The 25,048-nt window shown below is 55.2% G+C and carries 22 protein-coding genes; 11 read left to right on the forward strand and 11 right to left on the reverse strand.

Going from position 1 to position 25,048, the window contains the following annotated elements:
* Nucleotides 1-306 precede the first annotated feature (306 nt).
* Nucleotides 307-1,323, forward strand: coding sequence for an HTH-type transcriptional regulator GalR (gene galR, locus ACRDD5_RS06725; RefSeq protein WP_438676278.1), 1,017 nt, complete (start codon nt 307-309; stop codon nt 1,321-1,323).
* On the opposite strand, the gene ACRDD5_RS06730 is transcribed toward galR, so the two are convergent.
* From ACRDD5_RS06730 to ACRDD5_RS06745, 4 genes are all read right to left on the reverse strand, one after another.
* The gene (locus ACRDD5_RS06730) at nt 1,284-1,760 is read right to left on the reverse strand and encodes a GNAT family N-acetyltransferase (RefSeq protein ID WP_438676279.1); all 477 of its coding nucleotides are present in this window, start codon (nt 1,758-1,760) and stop codon (nt 1,284-1,286) included. The two genes, galR and ACRDD5_RS06730, sit on opposite strands and share 40 nt — an antisense overlap.
* Nucleotides 1,757-2,530, reverse strand: a complete 774-nt coding sequence (locus ACRDD5_RS06735) for an FCD domain-containing protein (protein ID WP_271281649.1) — start codon at nt 2,528-2,530, stop codon at nt 1,757-1,759. The genes ACRDD5_RS06730 and ACRDD5_RS06735 overlap by 4 nt, the downstream gene beginning before the upstream one ends.
* A 90-nt stretch (nt 2,531-2,620) precedes the next feature.
* Nucleotides 2,621-4,048: a glycoside hydrolase family 1 protein gene (locus ACRDD5_RS06740; RefSeq protein WP_438676280.1), complete on the reverse strand. Its 1,428-nt coding sequence runs from the start codon at nt 4,046-4,048 to the stop codon at nt 2,621-2,623.
* Nucleotides 4,045-5,382: a PTS sugar transporter subunit IIC gene (locus ACRDD5_RS06745; RefSeq protein WP_438676281.1), complete on the reverse strand. Its 1,338-nt coding sequence runs from the start codon at nt 5,380-5,382 to the stop codon at nt 4,045-4,047. Before ACRDD5_RS06745 ends, ACRDD5_RS06740 begins: the two co-directional genes overlap by 4 nt.
* A 292-nt stretch (nt 5,383-5,674) precedes the next feature.
* Between ACRDD5_RS06745 and ACRDD5_RS06750 the strand changes: the two genes are divergently transcribed.
* Entirely contained in the window at nt 5,675-6,712 is a 1,038-nt protein-coding gene (locus ACRDD5_RS06750) for a LacI family DNA-binding transcriptional regulator (protein ID WP_271281646.1), read from the forward strand.
* Here the strand turns inward: ACRDD5_RS06750 and lysA are convergent.
* Complete coding sequence (gene lysA / locus ACRDD5_RS06755) at nt 6,682-7,944, reverse strand: diaminopimelate decarboxylase (RefSeq protein ID WP_271281645.1); 1,263 nt, start codon at nt 7,942-7,944, stop codon at nt 6,682-6,684. The two genes, ACRDD5_RS06750 and lysA, sit on opposite strands and share 31 nt — an antisense overlap.
* 120 nt (nt 7,945-8,064) lie before the next feature.
* Here lysA and ACRDD5_RS06760 point away from each other — a divergent pair, with 120 nt between their 5' ends.
* A complete protein-coding gene (locus ACRDD5_RS06760) occupies nt 8,065-8,985 on the forward strand; it encodes a LysR family transcriptional regulator (RefSeq protein WP_438676282.1) in 921 nt (306 codons plus the stop codon).
* On the opposite strand, the gene ACRDD5_RS06765 is transcribed toward ACRDD5_RS06760, so the two are convergent.
* Nucleotides 8,977-9,672 carry an aspartate/glutamate racemase gene (locus tag ACRDD5_RS06765; RefSeq protein ID WP_438676320.1) on the reverse strand — a complete coding sequence of 232 codons (696 nt, stop codon included), beginning with the start codon at nt 9,670-9,672 and terminating at the stop codon, nt 8,977-8,979. The genes ACRDD5_RS06760 and ACRDD5_RS06765 overlap by 9 nt on opposite strands.
* A gap of 136 nt (nt 9,673-9,808) precedes the next feature.
* Here ACRDD5_RS06765 and ACRDD5_RS06770 point away from each other — a divergent pair, with 136 nt between their 5' ends.
* The 6 genes from ACRDD5_RS06770 (at nt 9,809) to ACRDD5_RS06795 (ending at nt 16,000) form a co-directional block, all read left to right on the forward strand.
* Nucleotides 9,809-10,132, forward strand: a complete 324-nt coding sequence (locus ACRDD5_RS06770; protein WP_271267144.1) for a cupin domain-containing protein — start codon at nt 9,809-9,811, stop codon at nt 10,130-10,132.
* A gap of 435 nt (nt 10,133-10,567) precedes the next feature.
* The gene (locus ACRDD5_RS06775; protein ID WP_271281642.1) at nt 10,568-11,458 is read left to right on the forward strand and encodes a carbohydrate ABC transporter permease; all 891 of its coding nucleotides are present in this window, start codon (nt 10,568-10,570) and stop codon (nt 11,456-11,458) included.
* Nucleotides 11,451-12,353 carry a carbohydrate ABC transporter permease gene (locus ACRDD5_RS06780; RefSeq protein ID WP_438676283.1) on the forward strand — a complete coding sequence of 301 codons (903 nt, stop codon included), beginning with the start codon at nt 11,451-11,453 and terminating at the stop codon, nt 12,351-12,353. The genes ACRDD5_RS06775 and ACRDD5_RS06780 overlap by 8 nt, the downstream gene beginning before the upstream one ends.
* A gap of 12 nt (nt 12,354-12,365) precedes the next feature.
* The gene (locus tag ACRDD5_RS06785; protein ID WP_271281640.1) at nt 12,366-13,493 is read left to right on the forward strand and encodes an ABC transporter ATP-binding protein; all 1,128 of its coding nucleotides are present in this window, start codon (nt 12,366-12,368) and stop codon (nt 13,491-13,493) included.
* Nucleotides 13,494-13,507: 14 nt separating this feature from the next.
* Nucleotides 13,508-14,794, forward strand: coding sequence for an ABC transporter substrate-binding protein (locus ACRDD5_RS06790; protein WP_271281639.1), 1,287 nt, complete (start codon nt 13,508-13,510; stop codon nt 14,792-14,794).
* Between the two features lie 78 nt (nt 14,795-14,872).
* Nucleotides 14,873-16,000 carry an oligogalacturonate lyase family protein gene (locus ACRDD5_RS06795; protein WP_438676284.1) on the forward strand — a complete coding sequence of 376 codons (1,128 nt, stop codon included), beginning with the start codon at nt 14,873-14,875 and terminating at the stop codon, nt 15,998-16,000.
* Nucleotides 16,001-16,265: 265 nt separating this feature from the next.
* Here ACRDD5_RS06795 and araE read toward each other — a convergent pair whose 3' ends face one another.
* The 3 genes from araE to kduI all read right to left on the reverse strand — a co-directional run bounded on the left by araE (nt 16,266) and on the right by kduI (nt 19,656).
* Entirely contained in the window at nt 16,266-17,699 is a 1,434-nt protein-coding gene (araE, locus tag ACRDD5_RS06800; RefSeq protein ID WP_438676321.1) for an arabinose-proton symporter AraE, read from the reverse strand.
* A 296-nt stretch (nt 17,700-17,995) separates the two neighbouring features.
* Nucleotides 17,996-18,757, reverse strand: coding sequence for a 2-dehydro-3-deoxy-D-gluconate 5-dehydrogenase KduD (kduD, locus tag ACRDD5_RS06805; RefSeq protein WP_271281637.1), 762 nt, complete (start codon nt 18,755-18,757; stop codon nt 17,996-17,998).
* A gap of 62 nt (nt 18,758-18,819) precedes the next feature.
* Nucleotides 18,820-19,656, reverse strand: a complete 837-nt coding sequence (gene kduI, locus ACRDD5_RS06810; RefSeq protein ID WP_271281636.1) for a 5-dehydro-4-deoxy-D-glucuronate isomerase — start codon at nt 19,654-19,656, stop codon at nt 18,820-18,822.
* 456 nt (nt 19,657-20,112) lie between these two features.
* Here kduI and ACRDD5_RS06815 point away from each other — a divergent pair, with 456 nt between their 5' ends.
* Nucleotides 20,113-21,288 (forward strand): oligogalacturonate lyase family protein, encoded by a 1,176-nt coding sequence (locus ACRDD5_RS06815; RefSeq protein ID WP_271281635.1) that lies wholly within the window; start codon nt 20,113-20,115, stop codon nt 21,286-21,288.
* 169 nt (nt 21,289-21,457) lie between these two features.
* On the opposite strand, the gene ACRDD5_RS06820 is transcribed toward ACRDD5_RS06815, so the two are convergent.
* Together ACRDD5_RS06820 and ACRDD5_RS06825 are read right to left on the reverse strand one after the other, a co-directional pair.
* Nucleotides 21,458-22,141 (reverse strand): porin, encoded by a 684-nt coding sequence (locus ACRDD5_RS06820; RefSeq protein WP_271281634.1) that lies wholly within the window; start codon nt 22,139-22,141, stop codon nt 21,458-21,460.
* Between the two features lie 325 nt (nt 22,142-22,466).
* A complete protein-coding gene (locus tag ACRDD5_RS06825; protein ID WP_438676285.1) occupies nt 22,467-23,645 on the reverse strand; it encodes an acetyl-CoA C-acetyltransferase in 1,179 nt (392 codons plus the stop codon).
* A gap of 215 nt (nt 23,646-23,860) precedes the next feature.
* Between ACRDD5_RS06825 and ACRDD5_RS06830 the strand changes: the two genes are divergently transcribed.
* Nucleotides 23,861-25,039, forward strand: coding sequence for a M20 aminoacylase family protein (locus tag ACRDD5_RS06830; RefSeq protein WP_271281632.1), 1,179 nt, complete (start codon nt 23,861-23,863; stop codon nt 25,037-25,039).
* Nucleotides 25,040-25,048 lie beyond the last annotated feature (9 nt).

A 25,048-nucleotide genomic window follows, 5' to 3' on the forward strand; every position in this document is an offset into this window, starting at 1 on the left:
AGGTTGGTGCAAGTGATGAGTACGCAGTACGTACTAAGAATTCTCACCAATCAATACCTCTGGGATCTTGATTGTGGCGTTTGCCCCCTCACTTCTCCAGCGGGAAAAAGCAACAGCCTGAGGCAAAGTGTAACTAATGATTCCGATTAACATTCTTCTGTTACGCTTCGCTGTGTAACGATTACACGCTTTCCTATGGGGTGCATCACGTTTGTGAATTGCCCCTCGGCCGCAAGCTTGAATACACCTCGCTTTTCCGCAACACTAGTTGGTGTGTAAACGCTTACCCCAAAGAGAAGGTATCGAATGGCGACAATTAAGGATGTGGCCCGGCTGGCTGGTGTTTCTGTCGCCACTGTTTCGCGTGTCATCAATGACTCACCGAAGGCCAGCGAGACATCCCGCAAGGCGGTGCTCACCGCCATGGAATCGCTCAACTATCATCCCAATGCCAACGCCCGCGCCCTCGCTCAACAGTCCACCGACACCGTCGGGTTAGTGGTCGGGGATGTCTCGGATCCGTTTTTCGGCGCAATGGTCAAAGCCGTAGAGCAGGTCGCCTATCAGACCGGCAATTTTCTGCTGATCGGCAACGGCTATCACAACGAACAGAAAGAGCGTCAGGCCATTGAGCAGTTGATTCGCCACCGCTGTGCGGCGCTGGTGGTGCATGCTAAAAAGCTGACGGATGAAGAGCTGGTGCATCTGATGAAGCAGATCCCCGGCATGGTGATTATCAACCGCATAATCCCCGGCTACGAACAGCGCTGCGTGGCGCTTGATGACCGCTACGGTGCCTGGCTCGCCACCCGCCATCTGATCCAGCAGGGGCATACCCGCATCGGCTATCTGTGCTCGAATCACCCCATTTCCGACGCCGACGATCGCCTGCAGGGCTACTATGATGCCCTGCGCGAAAACGGCCTGCCCTGTAATGACCGACTGGTGACCTACGGTGAACCCGATGAGAGCGGCGGCGAACAGGCCATGACGGAACTGCTGGGACGCGGACGTAACTTTAGCGCCGTCGCCTGTTACAACGACTCGATGGCGGCCGGGGCGATGGGGGTGTTGAACGACAATGGCATTGATATTCCGGGTGAGATTTCGCTGATTGGCTTCGATGACATTCTGATTTCTCGCTATGTGCGTCCACGCCTGACGACCGTGCGTTACCCGATTGTCACTATGGCAACTCAGGCCGCCGAGTTAGCGCTGTCACTGGCCGATAAGCGCCTGCCGCCGGACGTGACGCATATCTTCAGCCCGACGCTGGTGCGCCGTCACTCGGTCACGCCACCGGCGGAATCCGCCAGCGAATAGCGGTAAAGATGGACTGTTTTGTTCGGGTACTCCAGCGCATCGCCGATGTAGTGCCAGCCGTAACCTTCATAAAAATTGCGACAGGCCGACCAGAGATGCAGGTCGCGATGCCCGGCCTCGGCGGCATACGCCTGCACGTGTCGCTGCAGCTGCCCTGCCAGCCCTTTTCCACGCGCCTGTTCATCCACGTACAGCGCCGCCAGCCACGGGAAGAGATCCTGGCGGGTGATCAGATCGCAGCGCCAGAGTCCCACCGTGCCGAGCAGGCGCTCGCCCTCGGTGGCGATAAAGGTCAGCGGCAGCGCACCCGGGGTCTGACTGTGGGCCACTACGCTTGCAAAAAACTCACGCGGCAGTCCGTCACCAAACGCCTGCCACTGCCAGTCGATGACCTGTTCAGCGTGTTGGGGCGCCCTGTATAGCGGTTGAATATTCACACCAGTTTGCCCTGGAAAATAGGTACGGATTCAAACAGGTAGCCGTCAAAATCCGGGGCATCTTCGTCAGACAGCTCCAGCAGGCTCTTTTTCACGTTTTCCAGATGTTGCCACATCGCCTGCCAGGCCCCCATCACGTCGCGACGGCGCAGCGCAGCCAGAATGGTCTGCCTGTCGCCCAACCACTTCAGGCGATACGCCCGGCTGGCAATATGCACGTTAAACTGTTGCCACAGCGGGCTGCTGTCCATGTGGTGCCAGACGCTTTCGACGGTCGCCAGCAGCATCTGATTCTGCGTGGCCCCCGCCAGCACCAGGTGGAACATCTTGTTGTTGTCCTGGCTGTTGTCGTTGGCGGCGATGGCGCGCTGCTCCTGCTCGATGATGCGACGCAGATTGTCGATATCCGCGCGGGTCGCCATTTTGGCGGCAAAGGCGGCAATATTGCTTTCGAGCAGCTGGCGCGCCTGCAGGATTTCAAACGGGCCGACGTCGCTTTTTAACAGGCGCTCTTCCTCGTTCTCGTGCTCCTCGGGGATACGCATGACGTATACGCCGGAACCCTGGCGGATGTCCACGGTACCCTGCAGTTCGAGCATCAACAGCGCTTCACGCACGATGGTGCGGCTGACGCCGTAGGTTTCCGCCATATTGCGTTCCGGCGGCAGGCGTGAGCCCACGGGATAGTGCCCCTGGATGATTTGGTCGCGAAGATCCTCGCCTATCTCCTGGTACTGTTTCTTTTCCGCCGGGACGACTGCCTTATCCACGTTATCACCTGTGCTGTGAGTTAATGCGCAGGCCGGGCATCCTCCCGGCCAGTGTGGGCGCTATGTTACCAGAACCGCCGCAATCTTCGCCTACTTCCATTCGTCATCGACGTTCAGGGTCAGCATGCGCTCATCGCGCAACTGGCGGAACCAGCTGGCCGATTTTTTGGCCCGCCGGGCGCGGTTGTTATCAAGGTCGATTTCAATCAGGCCGTAGCGGTTTTTAAAGGCATTCATCGGCGAGACGTTATCGGTAAAGGCCCATAGCATATAGCCGTGGCAGTTGGCCCCCTCCTCACGCGCCAGCAGCGTATAAAACAGATGCTCGCTGATAAAGTTGATGCGGTAGTCGTCGGCAATTACCCCGTCGCTATTGCGGTACTGCGCTTCGTTTTCGACCCCCATTCCGCTTTCGGCCACAAACCAGTCGATGTTGCGATAGTCGTTTTTAATCCGCATCGCCATGTCGTAAATAATGCGCGGGGCAATCTCCCAGCCGCGCGACGGATTCATCCGCCTGCCCGGCAGCTCAAACGGCTCATAGTAGTACGCCGGGTGGAACGGCGTCTCAGGATGCCAGGCGCGGGACGGGGCTTTAACCCGGTGCGGGTAATAGAGGTTAATCCCCAGCTCGTCGACGGTGTTATCGGCGATCAGCGCCAGCTCATCGTCGTTGTAGTCCCACTGCACCTGATGTTTATCCAGCAGGGTAAACAGTTCCTGCGGGTAGCGCCCGTGCACCAGCGGATCGAGGAACACCCGGTTGTAGAACAGATCGTAGATCTCCGCTGCCTTTACATCGTGAGCGGCGCGGGAACGGGGATACGTGACTTCCGGGTTAAGGATGCAGCCCACGCTGCCTGCGTAGCCTTTGTCGCGGAACAGCTTCACTACCTTCGCCGTCGCCAGCACCTTATGGTGATTCCACTGCATCCAGGTACCGGTGTTCTGCTCGTACGGCCAGCGCAGCGCATCCAAATAAACCCGGGTCTGCACCACAATCGGCTCGTTAAAGGTAAACCAGCGCTTCACCAGGTGATGATAGCGGGCAAAGACCTGTTCGGCGTAGCGGGTGAACAGCTCGACCACGTGCTTCGACGCCCAGCCACCGTAGGTGTCCAGCAGCGTGCCCGGCAGCTCGTAGTGCTCAAGGCAGATCATCGGCTCAATGCCCTGACGCTGCATCTCGGCGAACAGGGCGTCGTAATAGGCGGCGTACTCCTCATCCACCGTCGCGGTTTCATAGTCGGTGAGAAAACGCGACCAGTTGATCGAGGTGCGATAGTGGGTCAGCCCGGCCTGCTTCATCAGGGCCACGTCTTCACGAAAACGGTTGATGAAATCGGTGGCCACCGCCGGGCCATAGCCGTTATGCCAGACCTGACGATCGTTTTTGTACCACTGGTCGATCCATGAATCCTGTCCTGCTTTCTTGCCGCTCCAGCCCTCGGTTTGCCAGGCGGAGGCGGCTGCCCCGAGGATGAAATCCTCAGGGATGGTTATCTGTTTTATGCTCATACGTTATTCGTCGCCTGTTGGTTTTGCGCCTGCAGTGCTGCCTGCTCGGCACGGCGTGAAGCGATCTTCACAAACGGCAGATAGATAAGGACGGCGGTGATGATGCAGATACCCTGCGTGACCACCGCGCCCATTGAGCCCGCGGTAGAGAGCCAGGCGTTAATCAGCGGCGGCGTGGTCCAGGGCACCATCACCACCGCCTTCCCGGCAAAGCCGGTAACGGTGGCGAAGTAGCCGATAGAGCCGGTGACCAGCGGGGTGATGATGAACGGGATCGCCAGAATCGGGTTGAGCATGATTGGCATACCGAAAATCACCGGTTCGTTGATGTTAAATATACCAGGGCCGATGGAGAGCTTGGCGATCTCCTTCATCTCTTTACGCCTGGTGCCAATCATTACCGCAATCAGCAGGCCGATGGTTAAGCCCGAGCCGCCGATGCTCATGTACACATCCCAGAACGGCATGGTGATGATGTTCGGGATCTCTTTGCCCTGCTCAAAAGCGCTCATGTTGACGGTGATGGCCCCCAGCAGCAGCGGCTCGCGGATCGGTTTGATCATCTGGTTGCCATGAATGCCGATCACCCAGAACAGCTGGGCAACAAACATCAGCAGCAGGATGCCCGGCAGGCTTTGCACCACGCGCTCCAGCGGCTGTTGCACGACCTGGTATACCGCATCGTACAGATACATGCCGGTTGCCTGGTGGAAGACAAAACCAAAGGTGGCGATGGCGGTGGTGGTAATAATGGCCGGGATCAGCGCCGAGAACGAGGCCGCCACGTTTGGCGGTACGGTGTCAGGCATTCTGATTTTCAGGCCCGGACGCCCCTCGAGCCAGCAGTAAATTTCCACCGACAGGATGGCGATAAACATCCCGAGGAACAGGCTGCGGGTGTCGGAGAACTGGCGCATCAGCACATCTTTAACCATGTGCATTTCACCATCGACCATCATCTCGACGGTGGTTGGCGTGACGCAGATAAAACAGATCACCGCCAGCAGGCCGGGGAACAGCGACTTGATGCCGTTAATGCGCCCCAGCTCAATGCCGATCAAGAACACCGCGCCGATATTAAGGAAGTTCAGCGTGGCGTAGTTGAGCGCACTGGTGATCGGCTTTAAGGTGGCCAGAAACGAGAGCGATTCAAAGCTGGCTAAGCCGTTTTTCGGATCCAGCACCATGTTGGAGATCAGCACCGAGAACGCGCCCACGATGATGACCGGCATTAAGGTGATGAAGGCAGATTTTATCGCCATGATATAGCGATAACTGTTGAACGTAGTGGCGAAACTGCCCAGCGAATTGATCAGTTTTTCCTGTAATGCCATCGGGTAATACCTCAGTAAAAGGGCTTTTTATTGGGATAAGGTGGACAGCCTGCTTCTATTGGCATACCAAAAATAGCTTCTGATGATAATTTGTTCTGTGATTAAGCTCTCAACGCGGAAAGAGGTATTCCAGAGTGTGATTTACCGCCACTTTGGTATGCCACTTTCACCCACAACGATCGCCGTAGCCAAAAAGCGTGATCCTGATGGGGGTTTTGCCCTTCCCGCCCGGCTTATGCGCCAGACCGTCTGTGATAAACTGCCGGGCATAACGGGGAAGCAGGAATAATCAATGGCAACAATGCTGGATGTCTCACTGCGCGCGGGCGTGTCGAAAGCCACGGTGTCGCGCGTACTGAACGGCACGGGTCAGGTCAAAGAGAGTACGCGTCAGCAGGTCTTTCGCGCGATGGAAGAGCTGGGCTATCGCCCTAATTTCCTGGCGCGCTCGCTGGCGAACCGCACCAGCAACAGCATTGGGCTGGTGGTGTCGACCTTCAACGGTTTTTACTTTGGCCGCCTGCTGCAGCAGGCTTCTCGCCAGACCGAATCACACGGTAAGCAGCTGATTGTCACCGACGGGCACGATACCCCGGAGCGGGAAGAAGAAGCCGTGCAGATTCTGGCCGATCGCCAGTGCGACGCCATTGTGCTGTATACCCGCTTTATGAGCGAAAAGGCGATCATGAAGCTTATCAACAGCGTCTCGATGCCGCTGGTGGTGATCAACCGCGACGTCAGCCAGGCGCGAGAGCGCTGCGTGTTCTTCGAGCAGCAGGACGCCGCCTTTAAAGCGGTGGAGTACCTGATTAGCCAGGGCCATCGGGAGATCGCCTGCATGACCGTCCCCATCCACACCCCGACCGGCAAGGCGCGCCTGATGGGCTACCGCCAGGCGCTGGAAAAACATGCCATTGCCTGGGATGAGAGCCGGGTGAAGTATGGCGATGCGGGCATGACCCGAGGGTATGAGCTGTGTCAGGAGCTGCTTAACGAAAAGGTGTCGTTCAGTGCGCTGTTTGCCTGCAACGATGATATGGCGCTGGGGGCCTCAAAGGCGCTGCACCAGGCCGGGCTGCACATTCCGCAGGACGTGTCGCTGTTTGGTTTTGACGATGCGCCGTGCGCGAAGTGGCTGGAGCCTGCTCTGTCGACGGTCTATCTGCCGATCGACAATATGATCACTACCGCTATCGATCAGGCGATTCGGCTGGCGAGCAGTCAGCCGATCGAGGCGATCCCGCCCTTCACCGGCACGCTGGTATTACGCGATTCGGTGGCGACGGGACCCTGGTTTTCTCAGAACAGTTCGAGGGCGAGCAGTTCCTGAATGGTCTGGCGACGGCGAATCAGACGCGCCGCGCCGTTATCGAACAGCACTTCCGGCAGCAGCGGTCGGCTGTTGTAGTTCGAGGACATGGACGCCCCGTACGCGCCGGTATCGTGCAGCACCAGATAATCCCCCGGCGCAACCGCTGGCAGGGCGCGGGTTTCCACTTTTCCGCCTTCCTGCTGGGTAAAGACATCCCCGGATTCGCACAGCGGACCCGCCACTACGGTTTCTACGCGCGGTGCCTGGGTTAAATCACGACCGTCGGCGGCCAGCGCCGAAATGTGGTGATAGCTGCCGTACATTGACGGGCGCATCAGATCGTTAAAGCCCGCGTCGATCAGCACGAAGTGACGGCTGCCCATCGCCTTCACGCTGCGCACCTGTGACACCAGCACGCCCGATTCAGCCACCAGGAAACGACCCGGCTCGATCTCCAGTTTCACCGCATGACCCAGGTGGGCGGCGATTTTGTCGCGCGCGCCGTTCCACAGGCCATAGTAGTGATCGGTGTCGATCGCCTCTTCCCCTTCGCGATACGGGATCGATAAGCCACCGCCTGCGGAGATCGCCTCCAGATCCTGGCCAAACTCAATCACCTGGCGCACCATCGCACCGCATACCTGCTCAAGATGGCCGTAATCCACGCCGGAGCCGATATGCATGTGAATGCCCACCAGCGTCAGGTTATAGCGTTGCAGCACCTCCAGCGCCGCCGGCAGGTCGCTGTACCAGATCCCGTGCTTGCTGTTTTCGCCGCCAGTATTGGTTTTTTGACTGTGGCCGTGACCAAAGCCTGGGTTAACGCGCAGCCAGACGCGATGGCCCGGTGACACCTGACCCAGCTGCTCGAGCATATCCACCGAACCGGCATTCACCGGGATCTGCAGTTCATGGACCCGGGCCAGCGTCGCGCTGTCGATCAGATCGGCGGTAAAGACAATTGCATCGCCGTCGATCTTTGGATCGTATCCGGCGGCCAGCGCGCGCTCGATTTCACCCAGCGACACGGAATCCACCTTCACGCCCTGCTCGCGCATCAGGCGCAGAATGTGGATGTTAGAGCAGGCTTTCTGGGCAAAACGCACTACGTCGAACTGATGCAGGGCCGCAATTTTCTCGCGGATAATCTGTGCGTCGTACACCCACACCGGGCAGCCAAACTCAGCAGGCAGGCGCAGCAGATTGTCGGCATTCAGGTCGGTGTCGGTATTGTTCAGCGGGCGTGGCATGGTGCTCTCCGGGAGGCTATTTTTTTATGATTACGCCACAGTGCGAAGGGAATAAAAAATATCGTTTTATCGCCAGTCTATGCAAAAATGATATGGATTACGCTCAGACAGGTTGCGACTATGCCCGCTGTAAACTTACGCCACATTGAGATTTTCCACGCCGTGATGACCGCCGGTAATCTGACCGAAGCCGCACGCCTGCTGCACACTTCGCAGCCAACGGTAAGCCGCGAGCTGGCGCGCTTTGAAAAGGTTATCGGGTTGACCCTGTTTGAGCGCACGCGCGGACGCCTGCATCCCACGGTTCAGGGGCTGCGGCTGTTCGAAGAGGTACAGCGATCCTGGTACGGGCTGGACCGCATCGTCAGCGCCGCCGACAGCCTGCGCGAGTTTCGCCAGGGCGAGCTGTCCGTCGTCTGCCTGCCGGTCTTTTCCCAGTCGTTTTTACCCGCCCTGTTGCAGCCGTTTCTGGCCCGCTATCCGGACGTGAACCTGACGATTGTGCCCCAGGAGTCGCCCCTGCTGGAGGAGTGGCTCTCGGCCCAGCGCCATGATTTAGGCCTGACCGAAACCCTCGCGACCCCGGCGGGTACCACACGTCACGAGCTGCTGTCGCTGGATGAAGTCTGTGTTTTACCCGCCGGGCATAAGCTTGCGGAAAAAGCGGTGCTGACCCCGGCGGATTTTCACGGCGAGAACTACATCAGCCTGTCGCGCACCGACAGCTACCGGCAGCTGCTGGACTCGCTGTTTGCCGAGCATCAGATTAAACGACGGATGGTGGTGGAGACCCATAGCGCGGCGTCCATCTGCGCGATGGTGCGGGCCGGGGTGGGGATTTCGGTGGTGAATCCGCTGACGGCGCTGGATTATGCCGACAGCGGGATCGTTGCCCGCCGGTTCAGTATTTCGGTGCCGTTCACGGTCAGCCTGATCCGCCCCCTGCACCGCCCGGCCTCGGCGCTGGTCGACACCTTTAGCCAGCATCTGCAAGCGGGTCTTGGTGCCTTTACCCGCCCGCTGGAACAGCTGTTAGCGTGAGAGCATAAACTCCACCGCATCGGCGGCGTGGATCGCGGCCGTATCAAACACCGGGATCGGGCTTTCCACCGCCGGGACCAGCAGGCCAATTTCTGTGCAGCCGAAGATCACCCCTTCTGCTCCTTGATCCGCGAGCTGCTGGATCACCTCGAGGTAATAACGGCGCGAGGCGTCGCTGAAGGTGCCGAGGCACAGCTCGTCGAAGATAACCTGATTGATGCGCGCCCGGTCGGCTTCGTCTGGTATCAGGGTTTCAATGGCAAACTGCGACGTCAACCGCCCGCGGTAGAAATCCTGCTCCATGGTGTAGCGGGTACCCAGCAGCGCTACGCGAGTCATGCCGGTGGCGGTAATGGCCCGGCCGGTAGCATCCGCGATATGCAGGAACGGCAGCGAACAGCGCGACTCAATCTGTTCCGCCACTTTGTGCATGGTGTTGGTACAGAGCAAAATACCCTCCGCCCCTGCCCCCTGTAACCCCAGCGCGGCACTGGCGAGGATCTCCCCGGCTTTATCCCAGTCACCGCTGGACTGGCAGGCTTCAATCTCGTGAAAATCGACGCTGTGTAGAATCAGGCTTGCCGAATGCAGCCCGCCCAGACGTTGTTTTATCCCTTCGTTAATCAGACGATAATAAGGAATGGTGGATTCCCAGCTCATTCCTCCCAGCAGGCCGATCGTTTTCATCTCTTTCTCCGTTGCGGTTTTCCCCAGTGAAGCAAACTTGTGATCGAGTTTCCAGTTCTCTGTTTCCACATTTCCTTTTACCCGCGTCTGGGATAAATTAAATGAAACATCGTTTCACTATAAAAAGGACACAGGCATGTTTATTTTCCACAAAGAGACCTCTCTGGAAGATCTCGGCAATGGCGTTTCACGTCGAATTCTGGCGCATGACGGCAAAATGATGGCGGTAGAAGTCAATTTTGAACAAGGCGCAGTAGGCCCGATGCATAACCACCCGCACGAGCAGCTGACCTATGTTTTATCCGGCGAATTCGAATTCACCATCGGTGAAGAGAAGCACGTTGTCACCGCTGGCGATACGCTGTACAAGCAGCCGCATATCATGCACGGCTGCGTGTGCCTGAAGCCCGGTACGCTGCTGGATACCTTTACCCCGGTTCGCGAAGACTTCCTGAAATAAAAAATCAGGCGATGCGCAGGCATCGCCTTTTTGGCCTCTGACCATAGCCACTCATCATTCCGCTGAACAACAATTCAAGTTACTAATCATTTCGTTGCTACTTATTCTGATGTTACCAATTTGCTACCAATATTAGTCGTTTGTAACTGTTGGCCATAACTCCCAGAATACATGGGCTCTGGCCGTTGTTTTTACCGGTTTTTTTTCAGTGCCTTTCCCCACACACCGCTAAAAATGCCACGCATCTCACCTTATTGAAACGCCGTTTCGACCTCGATCACATTTCCACTATTTATAGAATGACGCCGATTGAAATCAGAATAAAATAAATTAAAACGATGTTTTACAATTTGAAAACGATGGTTCATAAGTTTTAAAAAATTGCGACACCGGGCAAATTTCCGTTTTAAACCATTAATTACCAGGTAGGTATGTATGAATGAAAACAAGATGCTGGGGCTGGCGTGGATATCACCCTACATAATAGGGCTGATACTCTTTACCGCCTTCCCCTTCGTATCATCTTTCTTTCTCAGTTTTACTGATTACGACTTGATGAGCCCGCCGGTATTTAACGGCATTGAGAACTATCGCTACATGTTTACAGAAGACACCCTCTTCTGGAAATCCATGGGCGTGACCTTTGCATATGTCTTTTTAACCATCCCGTTAAAACTGGCATTTGCACTGGGCATTGCGTTTGTTCTGAACTTTAAACTGCGCGGCATCGGCTTCTTCCGTACCGCTTACTACATTCCGTCGATCCTCGGCAGCTCCGTCGCCATTGCCGTTCTGTGGCGCGCCCTGTTTGCGATTGATGGCCTGCTTAACAGCTTCCTTGCCGTGTTTGGTTTTGACGCGGTGAACTGGCTTGGCGAACCGTCTCTGGCGCTGATGTCCGTCACCCTGCTGCGCGTCTGGCAGTTTGGTTCTGCGATGGTGATCTTCCTGGCCGCGCTGCAAAACGTACCGCAGTCTCAGTACGAAGCCGCGATGATCGACGGTGCATCCAAATGGCAGATGTTCATGAAAGTGACCGTGCCGCTGATTACGCCGGTTATCTTCTTCAACTTCATCATGCAGACCACGCAGGCGTTCCAGGAATTTACCGGACCTTATGTTATTACCGGCGGTGGACCAACTTACTCCACTTACCTGTTCTCGCTGTACATCTACGACACCGCATTCAAGTACTTTGATATGGGTTACGGCGCCGCACTGGCCTGGATCCTGTTCCTGGTAGTCGCTGTCTTTGCCGCTATCGCCTTCAAGTCTTCGAAATACTGGGTGTTCTACTCCGCCGATAAGGGAGGCAAAAATGGCTGATATTCAACAACTCTCCGAGGCGAGAAGCATCGCAGAACGTGAAGTGGCGCGCACGCTGCGCCGTGAAAAAATCAACGCCGGTATTCGCTATGTGATCCTGCTGTTTGTGGGTCTGCTGATGCTCTATCCGCTGGTGTGGATGTTCTCGGCGTCGTTCAAACCGAACCACGAGATCTTCACTACCCTGGGGCTGTGGCCTGCACATGCCACCTGGGACGGCTTTATCAACGGCTGGAAAACCGGTACCGAGTACAACTTCGGTCATTACATGCTGAACACCTTCAAGTATGTGATCCCGAAAGTGATCCTGACCATTATCTCCTCCACCATCGTGGCGTACGGTTTTGCCCGCTTCGAGATCCCATGGAAGAAATTCTGGTTCGCGACGCTGATTACCACCATGTTGCTGCCAAGTACCGTACTGCTGATCCCACAGTACCTGATGTTCCGTGAAATGGGCATGCTCAACAGCTACATGCCACTGTACCTGCCGCTGGCGTTTGCCACCCAAGGGTTCTTCGTCTTCATGCTGATTCAGTTCCTGCGCGGCGTACCGCGTGACATGGAAGAAGCGGCGCAGATCGACGGCTGTAACTCTATCCAGGTGCTGTGGTACGTGGTGGTGCCGATTCTGAAACCGGCCATCATCTCTGTCGCACTGTTCCAGTTCATGTGGTCTATGAACGACTTTATCGGGCCGCTGATTTATGTCTACAGCGTGGATAAATACCCGATTGCACTGGCTCTGAAAATGTCCATCGACGTCACCGAAGGTGCCCCGTGGAACGAAATTCTGGCAATGGCGAGCATCTCCATTCTGCCATCTATCATTGTCTTCTTCCTGGCACAGCGCTACTTCGTACAGGGCGTAACCAGCAGCGGAATTAAAGGTTAAGAGGGAAATATCATGGCTGAAGTTATCTTCAACAAACTGGAAAAGGTTTACTCCAACGGCTTCAAAGCGGTACATGCTATCGACCTGAAAATCGCTGAAGGTGAATTCATGGTGATTGTCGGTCCGTCCGGCTGCGCCAAATCCACTACCCTGCGTATGCTGGCCGGCCTGGAAACCATCAGCGGCGGCGAAGTCCGCATTGGCGACAAAATCGTCAACAACCTCGCGCCAAAAGAGCGCGGGATTGCGATGGTGTTCCAGAACTATGCGCTGTATCCGCACATGACAGTACGTGAAAACCTGGCCTTTGGTCTGAAGCTGAGCAAGCTGCCAAAAGCGCAGATCGAAGCGCAGGTTAACGAAGCGGCCAAAATCCTTGAACTGGATGAGCTGCTGGATCGTCTGCCGCGCCAGCTCTCCGGTGGTCAGGCGCAGCGTGTGGCCGTAGGCCGTGCGATTGTGAAAAAGCCAGACGTGTTCCTGTTCGATGAACCCCTGTCGAACCTGGATGCGAAGCTGCGCGCCTCGATGCGTATTCGTATCTCTGACCTGCACAAGCAGCTGAAAGCCTCCGGCAAACCGGCGACGACCGTGTACGTAACGCACGACCAGACCGAAGCGATGACCATGGGCGATCGCATCTGCGTGATGAAGCTCGGCCATATCATGCAGGTGGATACCCCGGACAACCTGTACCACCGACCAAAAAACATGTTCGTTGCCGGCTTTATCGGCTCCCCAGAAATGAACATCCGCGCCACCAGACTGGTGCAGCAGGACGGTCAGCTGTCTCTGACCATTGGCAACCAGACCATGCCGTTAAGCGCAGAGCTGAAAGAGAAAGTCGCCAGCTACGCCGATAAAGACATGTTCTACGGCATTCGCCCGGACTTTGTGTCGATCTCCGATGAGCCATTCGCACAAGGCGGCTGCAGCGGCGAGATGGTTCGCGCCGAAAACATGGGACACGAATTCTTCGTTTACCTGAAAGTTGGCGAGTACGAACTGACTGCCCGAATTCCTTCCGATGAAGCTAAGCCGATGATTAACAAAGGCCTTCACCGTAAGGTGTACTTTACGTTCGACATGCATAAGTGTCATATCTTTGACGCGAAAACTGAACAGAACATCTCTCTCTAACTGGAGTTATAAAAATGAAAAAAGTGCTTTTAAGCGCAGCAATCTCCGCCACTCTGGGCCTTACTGCTTTGCCATCGATGGCGCAAGATGTTGATTTACGTATGTCCTGGTGGGGCGGCAACGGCCGTCACCAGGTCACACTGAAAGCGCTGGAAGAGTTCCACAAACAGAACCCGGATATCACCGTGAAAGCGGAATATACCGGCTGGGATGGTCACTTATCTCGCCTGACCACCCAGATTGCGGGTGGCACCGAGCCGGACGTGATGCAGACTAACTGGAACTGGCTGCCGATCTTCTCCAAAACCGGCGACGGCTTCTACGACCTGAACAAAATGAAGGACGTGATCGACCTGAGCCAGTTCGATCCGAAAGAGCTGCAGTCCACCACCGTTGACGGCAAGCTGAACGGGATCCCAATCTCCGTGACCGCGCGCGTGTTCTACTTCAACGATGAAGCGTGGAAAAAAGCGGGCGTTGAATACCCGAAAACCTGGGATGAGCTGAAAGCCGCCGGTAAAGCCTTCGAAGGCAAGCTGGGCAAACAGTACTACCCGGTGGTGCTGGAGCACCAGGATACGCTGGCGCTGCTGAACTCTTACATGATTCAGAAGTACAACGTGCCTGCGGTCGACGAGAAAGCGAAAAAACTCGCCTGGAGCAAAGAGCAGTGGGTTGAGTTCTTCCAGACCTATAAATCACTGGTTGATAGCCACGTGATGCCGGACACCAAGTACTATGCGTCGTTCGGTAAGAGCAACATGTACGAGATGAAGCCGTGGATCGAGGGTGAATGGGGCGGTACCTACATGTGGAACTCCACCATCAAAAAATACTCCGACAACCTCAAGCCGCCGGCTAAGCTGGAGCTGGGCAGCTATCCAATGCTGCCGGGCGCTACCGACGCGGGTCTGTTCTTTAAACCTGCGCAGATGCTCTCCATTGGTAAATCGACTAAAAACCCGGAAGCTGCAGCGAAAGTGATTAACTTCCTGCTGAACAGCAAAGAAGGCGTTGAGACCCTGGGTCTGGAGCGTGGCGTACCGCTGAGCAAAGTGGCGGTGAAATACCTGACTGAAAGCGGCGCCATCAAAGAGAGCGATCCGGCGGTTGCGGGCCTGCGTCTGGCGCAGTCTCTGCCAACCAAACTTTCCGTATCGCCATACTTTGACGATCCGCAGATCGTTGCCCAGTTCGGTACCTCTCTGCAGTACATCGACTACGGCCAGAAAACCGTGGAAGAAGCCGCAGCCGACTTCCAGCGTCAGGCTGAACGTATCCTGAAACGCGCAATGCGCTAATTACGGTCTTATATCAATACCCTGGCGCTTCGGCGGCGGGGTATTTTTTTATCTGAAGGGTCACAAAAGGACTGAAAAATGAAAGGCAAAATCATCCCGCTGTCATTTCGCACGCGTCAGGACAGCATTACCGGACACGACGTTATACGGATGACGCCCCCGCACATTATTTGTCACCGCAACTACTTCTATCAGAAATGTTTTACCCGTGATGGCGGCAAGCTGATTTTTGGCGGCGCGTTTGAAGGCCACTGGAACTACTACCTGCTGGATATCGCCAAACAACAAGCCACCCAGCTGACCGACGGTGCCGGGGACAATACCTTTGGCGGCTTCCTCTCGGCTGACGATCAATCGCTCTGGTACGTAAAAGAGAGTCATCAGCTCAGGCGCGTCAGTCTCGACACCCTGGAAGAGCACGTGGTGTATGAGGTCGACAGCGACTGGGTCGCCTACGGCACCTGGGTGGCGAACAGCGATTGCACAAAGCTGGTGGGCATTGAGATCAAAAAAAGCGACTGGCAGCCGCTCACCGACTGGCGCAAGTTCCGCGATTTTTACTTCACCAACCCGGAATGCCGCTTAATCAATATCGATCTGCAAACCGGTGAACGTCGGGTGATGCTGCAGGAAAAACGCTGGCTCGGGCACCCGATTTACCGTCCGTTCGACGACAATACGGTGGCGTTTTGCCACGAAGGCCCCCGCGATGCGATTGATGCGCGGATGTGGCTGATTAACGAAGACGGCAGCAACCTGCGTAAGGTGCGCCAGCACGCGGCGGGCGAAAGTTTTACCCACGAATTCTGGGTGCCGGACGGGTCTGCGCTTTATTACGTGGCGCACAAAGAGAACGATCCACAGCGCTACCTGTTCAGCGCCGATCCGCAGACGCTGGAAAACCGCCAGCTGATGGCGATCCCGCCCTGCTCCCATCTGATGAGTAACCACGACGGTTCGCTGATTGTCGGCGATGGCGCTCCGCACAACACCGGTGATATCAGCCTGAACGATCCGTTTATCTGGGTGTTCGACATCAACAAGGGTACGCAAACTGCGGTGTGTCAGCATAACACCAGCTGGAAAGTGCTCGACGGCGATCGTCAGGTGACGCACCCGCACCCGTCGTTCTCGCCGGACAATAAGTGGGTGCTGTATACGTCGGATGAAGAAGGGATGCCTGCGCTGTACCTCGTTGCGGTCTGATGCCCTCACCATGCCCTCTCCCACGGGGTTGACCAATCCCCAGTAATTTTGAATCTTAAAGCAACGGAATAACGACAAGAGAATAAATCACTTACAGCAATACCCTGGTCCGGCTGAAAATCGCCGAAGCGTTTCCTGTAGGCCGGGGCGAGGCGCATGCTCCCCCTCACCCCAACCCTCTCCCTGAATGGAGAGGGGGCCTACCGTACCAATTTTTTTGTGGGGGGCCCTCAGCCCACGGGGAGAGGGTCGTCCTGGCAATCCGCTACAGGCCGATATCGCGTAACTTCTCCCCGCTCATTAGCTTGCGTTCGATGTGTTCCAGCGTCACGCCTTTGGTTTCTGGAACCAGCCAGAAGGTGATCCCGATAAATACCACGTTCAGCACGGTATAAAGCCAGAAGGTTCCCGCTGCGCCGATAGAATCCAGCAAGGTCAGGAATGTGGCTCCGATGATCATGTTCGACACCCAGTTGGTGGTGGTGGAACAGGTGATCCCGAAGTCACGGCATTTTAATGGCTGAATTTCAGAGCACAGGATCCACACCACCGGGGCGGCACTCATGGCGTAACCCGCAATGCACATCATCGTCATCCCCACGGACAGCCAGGATAGGCTGCTGGAGGCGGTACCGTTAGCAAACTGCATCAGGCAATACCCGAGGATCAGCGTCCCCAGCGCCATCACGCTAAACCCAATTTTGAGCGCGGGCTTACGGCCCGCTTTATCGACGGTAAACACCGCAATAAAGGTGGCGAACATAAAGGTCAGCCCGACCACCAGCGTAGCGACCATCTGCTGTTCGGTGGTGGTGAAACCGGCCATTTTGAAGATGCGTGGCGCGTAATACATGATGATGTTCATACCGGTAAACTGCTGCATCGCCTGCAACAGCATGCCGAGAAATACCGCCCGGCGCACGTTGCGGTTGATTTTGAACAACGCCCAGCCGCCCTGCTTCAGCTTGAGGCTTTCGCGGATCTCGTTCAGCTCTTCACGCGCTTTCTCAGAGGTATCGCGCAGCATCCGCAGCACTTCTTCCGCCTCGACGTGACGCCCTTTTTGCGCCAGCCAGCGTGGGCTGTTGGGTAAAAAGATGACCAGCACAATCAGCAATACCGCCGGCAGCGCCAGCACGCCCAGCATCGCGCGCCAGTTGCCGCTGTAGCTGAAATACGTATCCGAAAGAAAGGCCAGCACGATTCCCAACGTCACCATCAGCTGGTACATGCTGATCATTTTGCCGCGCACGTTCTCGCTCGCCATCTCCGAGAGATAAAGCGGTGCGGTGTAGGAGGCAATCCCCACGGCCACGCCGAGCAGCACGCGCGAAAGCAGTAACGCCTCAACCCCGGTGGCAAACGCAGAGCCCAACGAGCCGGCCACAAACAGAATGGCGCCCACCATCAGGCTGTATTTTCGGCCCAGACGGAATGAGAGCCAGCCATTGAACAAGGCCCCCAATGCCGCGCCCAGCATCATACTGCTCACCACCCACTCCTGCAGGCGGTTGCTTAACGTAAAGTGATCGGTAATAAAAGGCAGCGCACCGGCAATGACGCCGATGTCCAGCCCAAACAGTAAACCGGCCACCGCAGCGGAAATGGAAACAAACTGGTTCATCCTTCGGGTATCGCGAAGGGCGCGGGGCATAAAAGTAGCGTTGCTGATAGATGTCATATTTTCCTGCCTGAACAGCGTAAGACGTTAAACGAAATTACGAGAAAGCCAGAGAAAGTGTCAGGGCGTAAAACGTGAAGATATGGATTTATTGGCTGGCAGGTGTCGTTCTGTGATGGACATTACAATTTCAACTCAGGATGAATTTTCACCACTATTTGTTAATCACCTAATTTATAAACAATATATTTGTGATGAAGGTCATTTTACTAAAACACCTATGGATTTTTCTCTTTCCATCATATGGACAATGAATAATTGCGGGCAAAAAAAACCTCCGCCCGTGGGCAGAGGTCTTTCGGCAGGGGCGAGAATTAACGCGCCAGCCAGCCACCGTCAACCGCTACGGTGTAGCCGTTGATGTAGTCAGACGCGCTGGAGGCCAGGAATACCACCGGCCCCATCAGGTCACTTGGCAGACCCCAACGACCCGCAGGGATACGCTCAAGGATTGCCGCACTGCGCTCTTCGTCAGCACGCAGCTGCTGGGTGTTATTGGTCGCCATGTAGCCCGGTGCGATCGCATTCACGTTAATGTTGTGCTGCGCCCACTCGTTCGCCATCAGACGGGTTACGCCCATTACGCCGCTTTTAGATGCGGTGTAAGACGGAACGCGGATGCCGCCCTGGTAGGAGAGCATGGACGCGATGTTGATGATCTTGCCGCCGTTGCCCTGCGCGATGAAGTGCTTCGCAGCAGCCTGCGCCATGAAGAACACGCTTTTGATGTTCAGGTTCATCACGTCGTCCCAGTCTTTCTCGCTGAAGTTGATCGCGTCGTCACGACGGATCAGGCCAGCGTTGTTGACCAGAATGTCGATATGACCGAATTCAGCCACCGCGCGCTCCAGCAGTTCAGGGATCGCGTCGATTTTACGCAGGTCAGCGGTCAGGCTCAGGAAACGACGGCCCAGCGCGGTCACGCGCTCGATGGTCTCCTGCGGCTCAACGATGTTGATACCGACGATGTCACAGCCCGCTTCGGCCAGACCCACTGCCATACCCTGGCCCAGACCGGTATCACAACCCGTAACGACCGCAACTTTACCCTGCAGAGAAAATGCATCCAGAATCATTTTTGTTCCTTAGTCTTTCAGCGCCTGAACGAACAGGCAAGTTTATGCTTAACTGTCCGCGACTAGCGCAGATCCTTGACGGCCACGTGGTCCATATCATCGAAGACCTGGTTTTCGCCAACCATGCCCCAGATGAAGGTATAGGCACGCGTACCTACGCCTGAGTGAATTGACCAGCTTGGGGAGATGACCGCCTGCTCGTTATGCATAACGATATGGCGCGTCTCCTGCGGCTGACCCATCATATGGAATACACAGGCGTCTTCTTCCATATTGAAGTAGAAGTACACTTCCATGCGGCGCTCATGGGTATGGCACGGCATGGTGTTCCACAGGTTGCCCGGATCCAGCTCGGTCAGACCCATGCTGAGCTGGCAGGTTTCCAGCACATCAGGAACGAAGTATTTGTTGATGGTGCGGCGGTTGCTGGTGAGGTTGTCACCCAGCGTGACCGGAGAAACATCCGCAGGGGTCACTTTTTTGGTCGGATAGGTGGTGTGTGCCGGGGCGCAGTTATAGTAGAACTTCGCTGGCTTGCTGCTATCGACGCTGGCAAAGACCACTTCCTGCGCGCCTTTACCCACATACAGGGCATCGCGTGCGCCGATTTCATAGCACTGACCGTCAACGGTGATGGTGCCCGGGCCGCCGATATTAATCACACCCAGCTCGCGACGCTCCAGGAAGAAGCTGACGCCAAGCTGTTTGCCCACTTCGCCACCGACAGAAACCGTTTTGGCCACCGGCATGATGCCGCCGACAATGATGCGGTCAATGTGGCTGTACACCATGGTGTACTCATCCGCGACAAACACTTTCTCGACTAAAAACTCATTACGCAGCCCCTGGGTATCCAGCGTTTTCGCATGCGCACTGTGGATGCTTTGTCTGACTTCCACATTAACCTCCAGAATTAATCGGCCTTAACGACCAGGATAATTTACAAAACGACGTTCCGTTTTCTTGATGGACACATATTATCTGCTGTGAAATAGGTTTTCAATTACATTTAAAACGTTGTTTCACTTTTTCTGTTTGTTATTGTCAAAAATGCAGTTCGGATCACGATTGTTAGGGGATTGACGAACAGCCTCCACGATTGATACTTAATGGGTAGCTTAAAATAACAATTAAAAACAGCATCTTATAAAAATCATCAAAAATGTCCTTGGGGAACACTTTTATGAAGTCTGCTAAAAAAACATTCCGCTGAAGACTGGCTTTTCCTTCAGAAGTGCGCCACCAGTCACACACATTGAAACGATGTTTTGATATTTTAACACCCAGTTTTTAAACTCATATTTTATCGATCGGACCGCAGGGCGATCCCTGCCGTCGAATTCAAGGAGTGCATCATGGCAAAAGGTATGCGGGTCAAACTGAACTATGACGTCAGCCGCGATCCGGATACAGGCGTGGAAATTACCCGCCTGACCCCCCCTGAAGTAACCTGTCACCGTAACTACTTCTATCAGAAGTGTTTTTTTAACGATGGCAGCCATCTGCTTTTCGCCGGGGAATTCGACGGTCACTGGAACTACTATCTTCTCGACGTGAATAAAGCTGAAGCGGTGCAGTTGACCGAAGGCTCAGGCGACAACACTTTTGGCGGCTTCCTGTCCCCGGATGATAAATCGCTCTACTACGTTAAGAATGATCGCACCCTGCTGGAAGTCAATCTCACCACTCTGGTTGAGCGCGAAGTGTATCGCGTCAGCGATGAGTGGGTCGGCTATGGCACCTGGGTGGCAAACAGCGACTGCACCAAGCTGGTGGGGATCGAAATTGCGAAAAGCGACTGGACGCCGCTGAACGACTGGAAAATCTTCCACGACTTCTTCCATAAAGGCCCGCACTGTCGTCTGCTGCGCGTAGATCTGCAGACCGGTGAAAGCAGCGTGATCCATGAAGAGAAAAACTGGCTCGGCCACCCGATCTACCGTCCGTTTGACGACAGCACCGTCGCGTTCTGCCATGAAGGCCCGCACGATCTGGTCGACGCGCGCATGTGGATGGTGAATGAAGACGGTAGCAACGTGCGTAAAGTGAAAGAGCACGCGGAAGGCGAAAGCTGCACCCATGAATTCTGGGTGCCGAACGGCTCATCGCTGATGTACGTTTCGTACCTGAAGGGTCAGCAAGGCCGCACTATTTACAGTTTCAATCCGGACACCGGTGTTAACAAAGCCGTTATGCAGATGCCAGCCTGTTCTCACCTGATGAGTAACTTCGACGGCACGATGCTGGTGGGCGATGGTTCCGGTACGCCGGTGGATGTGAAAGACACCAGCGGTTACACCATCGATAACGACCCGTATTTGTACGCCTTCGATGTGGCGAAGGAAGCTTACTTCCGCATCGCCCGTCACGATACCTCCTGGGCAACGGTGGCCAATAGCCGCCAGGTGACCCATCCGCATCCATCCTTTACCCCGGATGATAAAGCGGTTCTGTTTAGTTCCGATAAAGACGGCAAGCCTGCGCTCTATATCGCGAAACTTCCTGAGCAACCTGAACTGTTGCGTGAGTAATAAAAGTTTGTGTTTCTGTAACTGGCCTTGCCCTCCTTTATGGAGGGCTTTTTTTTGGCCTGCGCTCCCTGACAAATAATGAAGACAGTAACAGGAAGGGCATATATTGCGGGCATAAAAAAAACCGGCTCATCTGAGCCGGTTAATCCCGGAGAGGTATGACTTTTTATTAGAAGGAATACGCTACGCCGACACGGAAACGGGTTTGACGCTCGTCGGTGGTTTTCACACCCACGTTACCCACTTCGGTATACGGGGACCAGTTCTTATCCAGTTTGTACGCCAGCTTGACGTTATATTCCTGGGAGTAATCTTTGTTGTTATTACGGATGTTGCCTTCGGAACTTTTCGCGTAAACATAGTTCAGCTCGGTACGGAAGTCGCCCATCACCCAACCTACCCACGCATCGCCGCGGTTAACTTTGTCATCTTCTCTGTCAGGAGTAGAAGGATAACGGGTGTATTCATAGCGGTAACGACCGGAAATGTAGAAACCATTGTCGAAGCTGTATTGCGCTTGCAGGAAGGGTTTATAAATTGTATTGCTCTCTTTACTTTCGACCGTAAAGCCCGGAGTCAGAGAGATATTTTTGTCTGCTTTCCAGCGCCAGCTGATCTGATCTTCGTGGCCGTTACCTACCATATCTGAGAACGGCTGGTCAGTTTTATCGCCACCCGATTTCCATTTAGCTTCGACAGAGAAGCCAAAACCATTATCAAAACGATGCGATACCGACACGCGGTCGGCGTTGGTGCCAGTATCGATGTATTCGTGACGCAGATCGACGGTTACAGCTTGAGCTGCGAAAGATGCGCCAATAAGTGAAGCGAGGACCAGAGATTTCTTAAACATGAAAAACCCTCAATTAAAATTACGTTTCGTTTTTATGGAACTGCATTTTATTTTTTAATAAACGTAATTTTAGTGATCCTGATCGAAATTATTTGTTTCATTTTTTTTGGCAAGGCAGGGCGTGACTGTCATCAACAAAAGAGGGGTCTTAAGGGGGATTAAAACGATCGCGATCACACAAATCCATTATTCAAATGAGAGTGATTACGTTTAGAATTAATAGAAATCTTAAGAATGTACTGAGAGAGGTAAAAATATGACAGGGGTCACAAAAGAATAAGCCTCCATAAATGGAGGCTTATATTTTGATGTATATCAACGCAAATTATCGTTCTATTGCCAGCGCCACGCCCTGCCCGCCGCCAATACACAGCGTCGCCAGCCCTTTGCGGGCATCGCGTTTTATCATCTCATGCACCAGTGAAACGAGGATCCTGCACCCTGATGCGCCGATCGGATGCCCCAGGGCAATGGCTCCGCCGTTAACGTTCACCCGGCGTTCATCCCACTCCAGCATTTTGCCCACCGACAGCGCCTGTGCGGCAAAGGCTTCATTCACTTCAATCAGATCGACATCCGCCAGCTGCCAGCCTGCCCGCTCCAGACAGCGGCGGGTTGCATACACCGGGGCGATCCCCATTAAGGCCGGATCCACCCCGACGCTGGCGAAAGCTTTGATGCGCGCCAGCACCGGTAAATTCAGCGCTTCGGCTTTGCTTTCACTCATCATCATCACCGCGGCTGCCCCGTCATTAATAGAAGAGGCGTTGCCGGCAGTCACCGAGCCGGTCAGTTCAAAGGCCGGGTTCAGCAGCGCCAGCCCTTCGGCGCTGGCATCCGTGCGCGGCTGCTCATCGGTATCTACCAGCTGAGCCTCGCCACCCGGCTTTTGCGCACTCACCGGCACGATCTCATCGCGAAAGCGACCCGAATCGATGGCAGCACGCGCTTTATGCTGCGAGCTCAGGGCATAAGCATCCTGCAGCTCGCGGGTGATGCCATATTCCCGCGCCAGGTTTTCGGCCGTGACGCCCATATGGTAATCGTTGAACGCATCCCATAAACCGTCGTGCACCAGGCTGTCGATCAGCTGGCTGTTGCCGAGCTGCGCCCCGGTGCGGCTGTCGGTCAGGACATGCGGGGCGCGGCTCATGTTCTCCTGGCCCCCGGCAATGACCACATCCGCTTCCCCGCACTGGATCGCCTGCGTTGCCAGGTGCAGCGCCTTCAGGCCGGATCCGCAGACGTCGTTAATGGTAATGGCAGAGACGGTGTTAGGCAGTCCGCCTTTCAGCGCGGCCTGGCGGGCAGGGTTTTGCCCGGCGCCTGCTGTCAGCACCTGGCCCAGAATCACCTCATCGATCTCGTGTGCTTCGATCCCGCTGCGCTCCACCAGCGCCCGGAGCACCACGCTGCCGAGATCGACTGCCGAGTGACGCGCCAGCGCCCCCTGGAAACAGCCGATGGCGGTGCGCAAGGCACCCACTATCACCACCTCTTTCATCTCTACCTCTGCGCAAAATGACACCGGCCATAGTAGAGGATTGTTATCAACAATTTGTGTAATTGTTTAAAATAAGTGAGTTTTATCACAAAGGATCCGCCGTCGGCGAAGCGGCATGAGAGGTACGGCTTTATTTTATTGGCGAGAGGGTTTGCTTTATCACGCCTTAACGATAAGTTAAGAGATGCAAACACGCGTTTACACTGGAGTAACAAATGTCCGACTGTATCATTCCAGAAATAAAAGAATCAGAAGAAGAAATCATCGCTATTCGTCGTTATTTACACGCCAATCCTGAATTAAGCCTCGAAGAGTTTAATACCAGTAATCTGGTCGCTCGCCAGCTTGAAGGCTGGGGATATCAGGTGACCCGGGATATTGGCAAAACCGGCGTTGTCGGTTCCCTCAGCAAAGGCGATGGCAAGAAATCCATCGGCCTGCGTGCCGATATGGATGCCCTGCCGATCCTCGAAGCCACCAATTTACCCTGGGCCAGCACCGTGCCCGGTAAAATGCACGCCTGCGGTCACGACGGTCATACCTCTATTTTACTGGCCGCCGCCAAATATATTGCCTCTGACAGCTGTCAGTTTAACGGCACCGTGCACCTTATTTTCCAGCCTGCCGAAGAAGCAATTGGCGGGGCTGATTTAATGATTAAAGAGGGGCTGTTTGACCGCTTCCCCTGTGACCGTATTTTTGCCCTGCACAATATGCCTTACCTGCCGACCGGTAAATTTGGCTTCTATGAAGGCAACTTTATGGCCTCTGCCGATACCGTAAAAATTACCCTGCAGGGTTACGGCGGTCACGGCGCCCATCCGGAACGCACCGTCGATCCGATTGTCACCGGCGCGGCATTGATCATGTCCCTGCAAAGCATTGTGGCGCGTAACGTGCCGCCGGGAGAGACCGCGGTGGTGACCGTCGGCACCTTCCAGGCTGGTATCGCCTCTAACGTGATCCCTGACAGCGCAGTGATGGAGCTGACGGTGCGTTCAATGAAGCCAGAGATCCGCGAGTTGCTGATCCGCCGTATTCAGGAGATCACCGACTTCACCGCCCGCAGCTACGGGGCCACCAGCGAAATCGAAATCTATGACTCCTATCCGGTGCTGGTGAACGATGCAGAGCAGACGGCGTTTGCCCGCCAGCTGGCCATCGAGTTCTTCGGTCAGGATGCAGTCCTCGACAGCGTTTCGCCGTCCAACGGCAGCGAAGATTTCGCCTTTATGCTCCAGCAGCGTCCGGGCAGCTATTTCTTACTCGGCAACGGGGAGAAAGGCGAAAAAGGCGGCTGCATGGTGCATAACCCTGGCTACGACTTTAATGACGAAATCATCACCACCGGGGCCTCATTCTTTGCCCGTTTAGTTGAAAACTATTGCCGTTAAGACAGGGAC

It is taken from the genome of Silvania sp. (assembly GCF_051656365.1).
Lineage (GTDB): Bacteria > Pseudomonadota > Gammaproteobacteria > Enterobacterales > Enterobacteriaceae > Enterobacter > Enterobacter hatchlandensis.

Excerpts from the sequence above, each read along its gene's own strand:
- galR (WP_438676278.1), top strand. The coding sequence starts at position 307 with ATGGCGACAATTAAGGATGTGGCCCGGCTGGCTGGTGTTTCTGTCGCC.
- ACRDD5_RS06795 (WP_438676284.1), top strand. The coding sequence starts at position 14,873 with ATGAAAGGCAAAATCATCCCGCTGTCATTTCGCACGCGTCAGGACAGC.
- ACRDD5_RS06770 (WP_271267144.1), top strand. The coding sequence starts at position 9,809 with ATGTTTATTTTCCACAAAGAGACCTCTCTGGAAGATCTCGGCAATGGC.
- ACRDD5_RS06820 (WP_271281634.1), bottom strand. The coding sequence starts at position 22,141 with ATGTTTAAGAAATCTCTGGTCCTCGCTTCACTTATTGGCGCATCTTTC.
- ACRDD5_RS06815 (WP_271281635.1), top strand. The coding sequence starts at position 20,113 with ATGGCAAAAGGTATGCGGGTCAAACTGAACTATGACGTCAGCCGCGAT.
- ACRDD5_RS06740 (WP_438676280.1), bottom strand. The coding sequence starts at position 4,048 with ATGAGCATAAAACAGATAACCATCCCTGAGGATTTCATCCTCGGGGCA.
- lysA (WP_271281645.1), bottom strand. The coding sequence starts at position 7,944 with ATGCCACGCCCGCTGAACAATACCGACACCGACCTGAATGCCGACAAT.
- ACRDD5_RS06750 (WP_271281646.1), top strand. The coding sequence starts at position 5,675 with ATGGCAACAATGCTGGATGTCTCACTGCGCGCGGGCGTGTCGAAAGCC.
- ACRDD5_RS06775 (WP_271281642.1), top strand. The coding sequence starts at position 10,568 with ATGAATGAAAACAAGATGCTGGGGCTGGCGTGGATATCACCCTACATA.
- kduD (WP_271281637.1), bottom strand. The coding sequence starts at position 18,757 with ATGATTCTGGATGCATTTTCTCTGCAGGGTAAAGTTGCGGTCGTTACG.
- ACRDD5_RS06790 (WP_271281639.1), top strand. The coding sequence starts at position 13,508 with ATGAAAAAAGTGCTTTTAAGCGCAGCAATCTCCGCCACTCTGGGCCTT.
- ACRDD5_RS06760 (WP_438676282.1), top strand. The coding sequence starts at position 8,065 with ATGCCCGCTGTAAACTTACGCCACATTGAGATTTTCCACGCCGTGATG.
- ACRDD5_RS06745 (WP_438676281.1), bottom strand. The coding sequence starts at position 5,382 with ATGGCATTACAGGAAAAACTGATCAATTCGCTGGGCAGTTTCGCCACT.
- ACRDD5_RS06830 (WP_271281632.1), top strand. The coding sequence starts at position 23,861 with ATGTCCGACTGTATCATTCCAGAAATAAAAGAATCAGAAGAAGAAATC.
- ACRDD5_RS06785 (WP_271281640.1), top strand. The coding sequence starts at position 12,366 with ATGGCTGAAGTTATCTTCAACAAACTGGAAAAGGTTTACTCCAACGGC.
- ACRDD5_RS06765 (WP_438676320.1), bottom strand. The coding sequence starts at position 9,672 with ATGAAAACGATCGGCCTGCTGGGAGGAATGAGCTGGGAATCCACCATT.
- ACRDD5_RS06780 (WP_438676283.1), top strand. The coding sequence starts at position 11,451 with ATGGCTGATATTCAACAACTCTCCGAGGCGAGAAGCATCGCAGAACGT.
- ACRDD5_RS06825 (WP_438676285.1), bottom strand. The coding sequence starts at position 23,645 with ATGAAAGAGGTGGTGATAGTGGGTGCCTTGCGCACCGCCATCGGCTGT.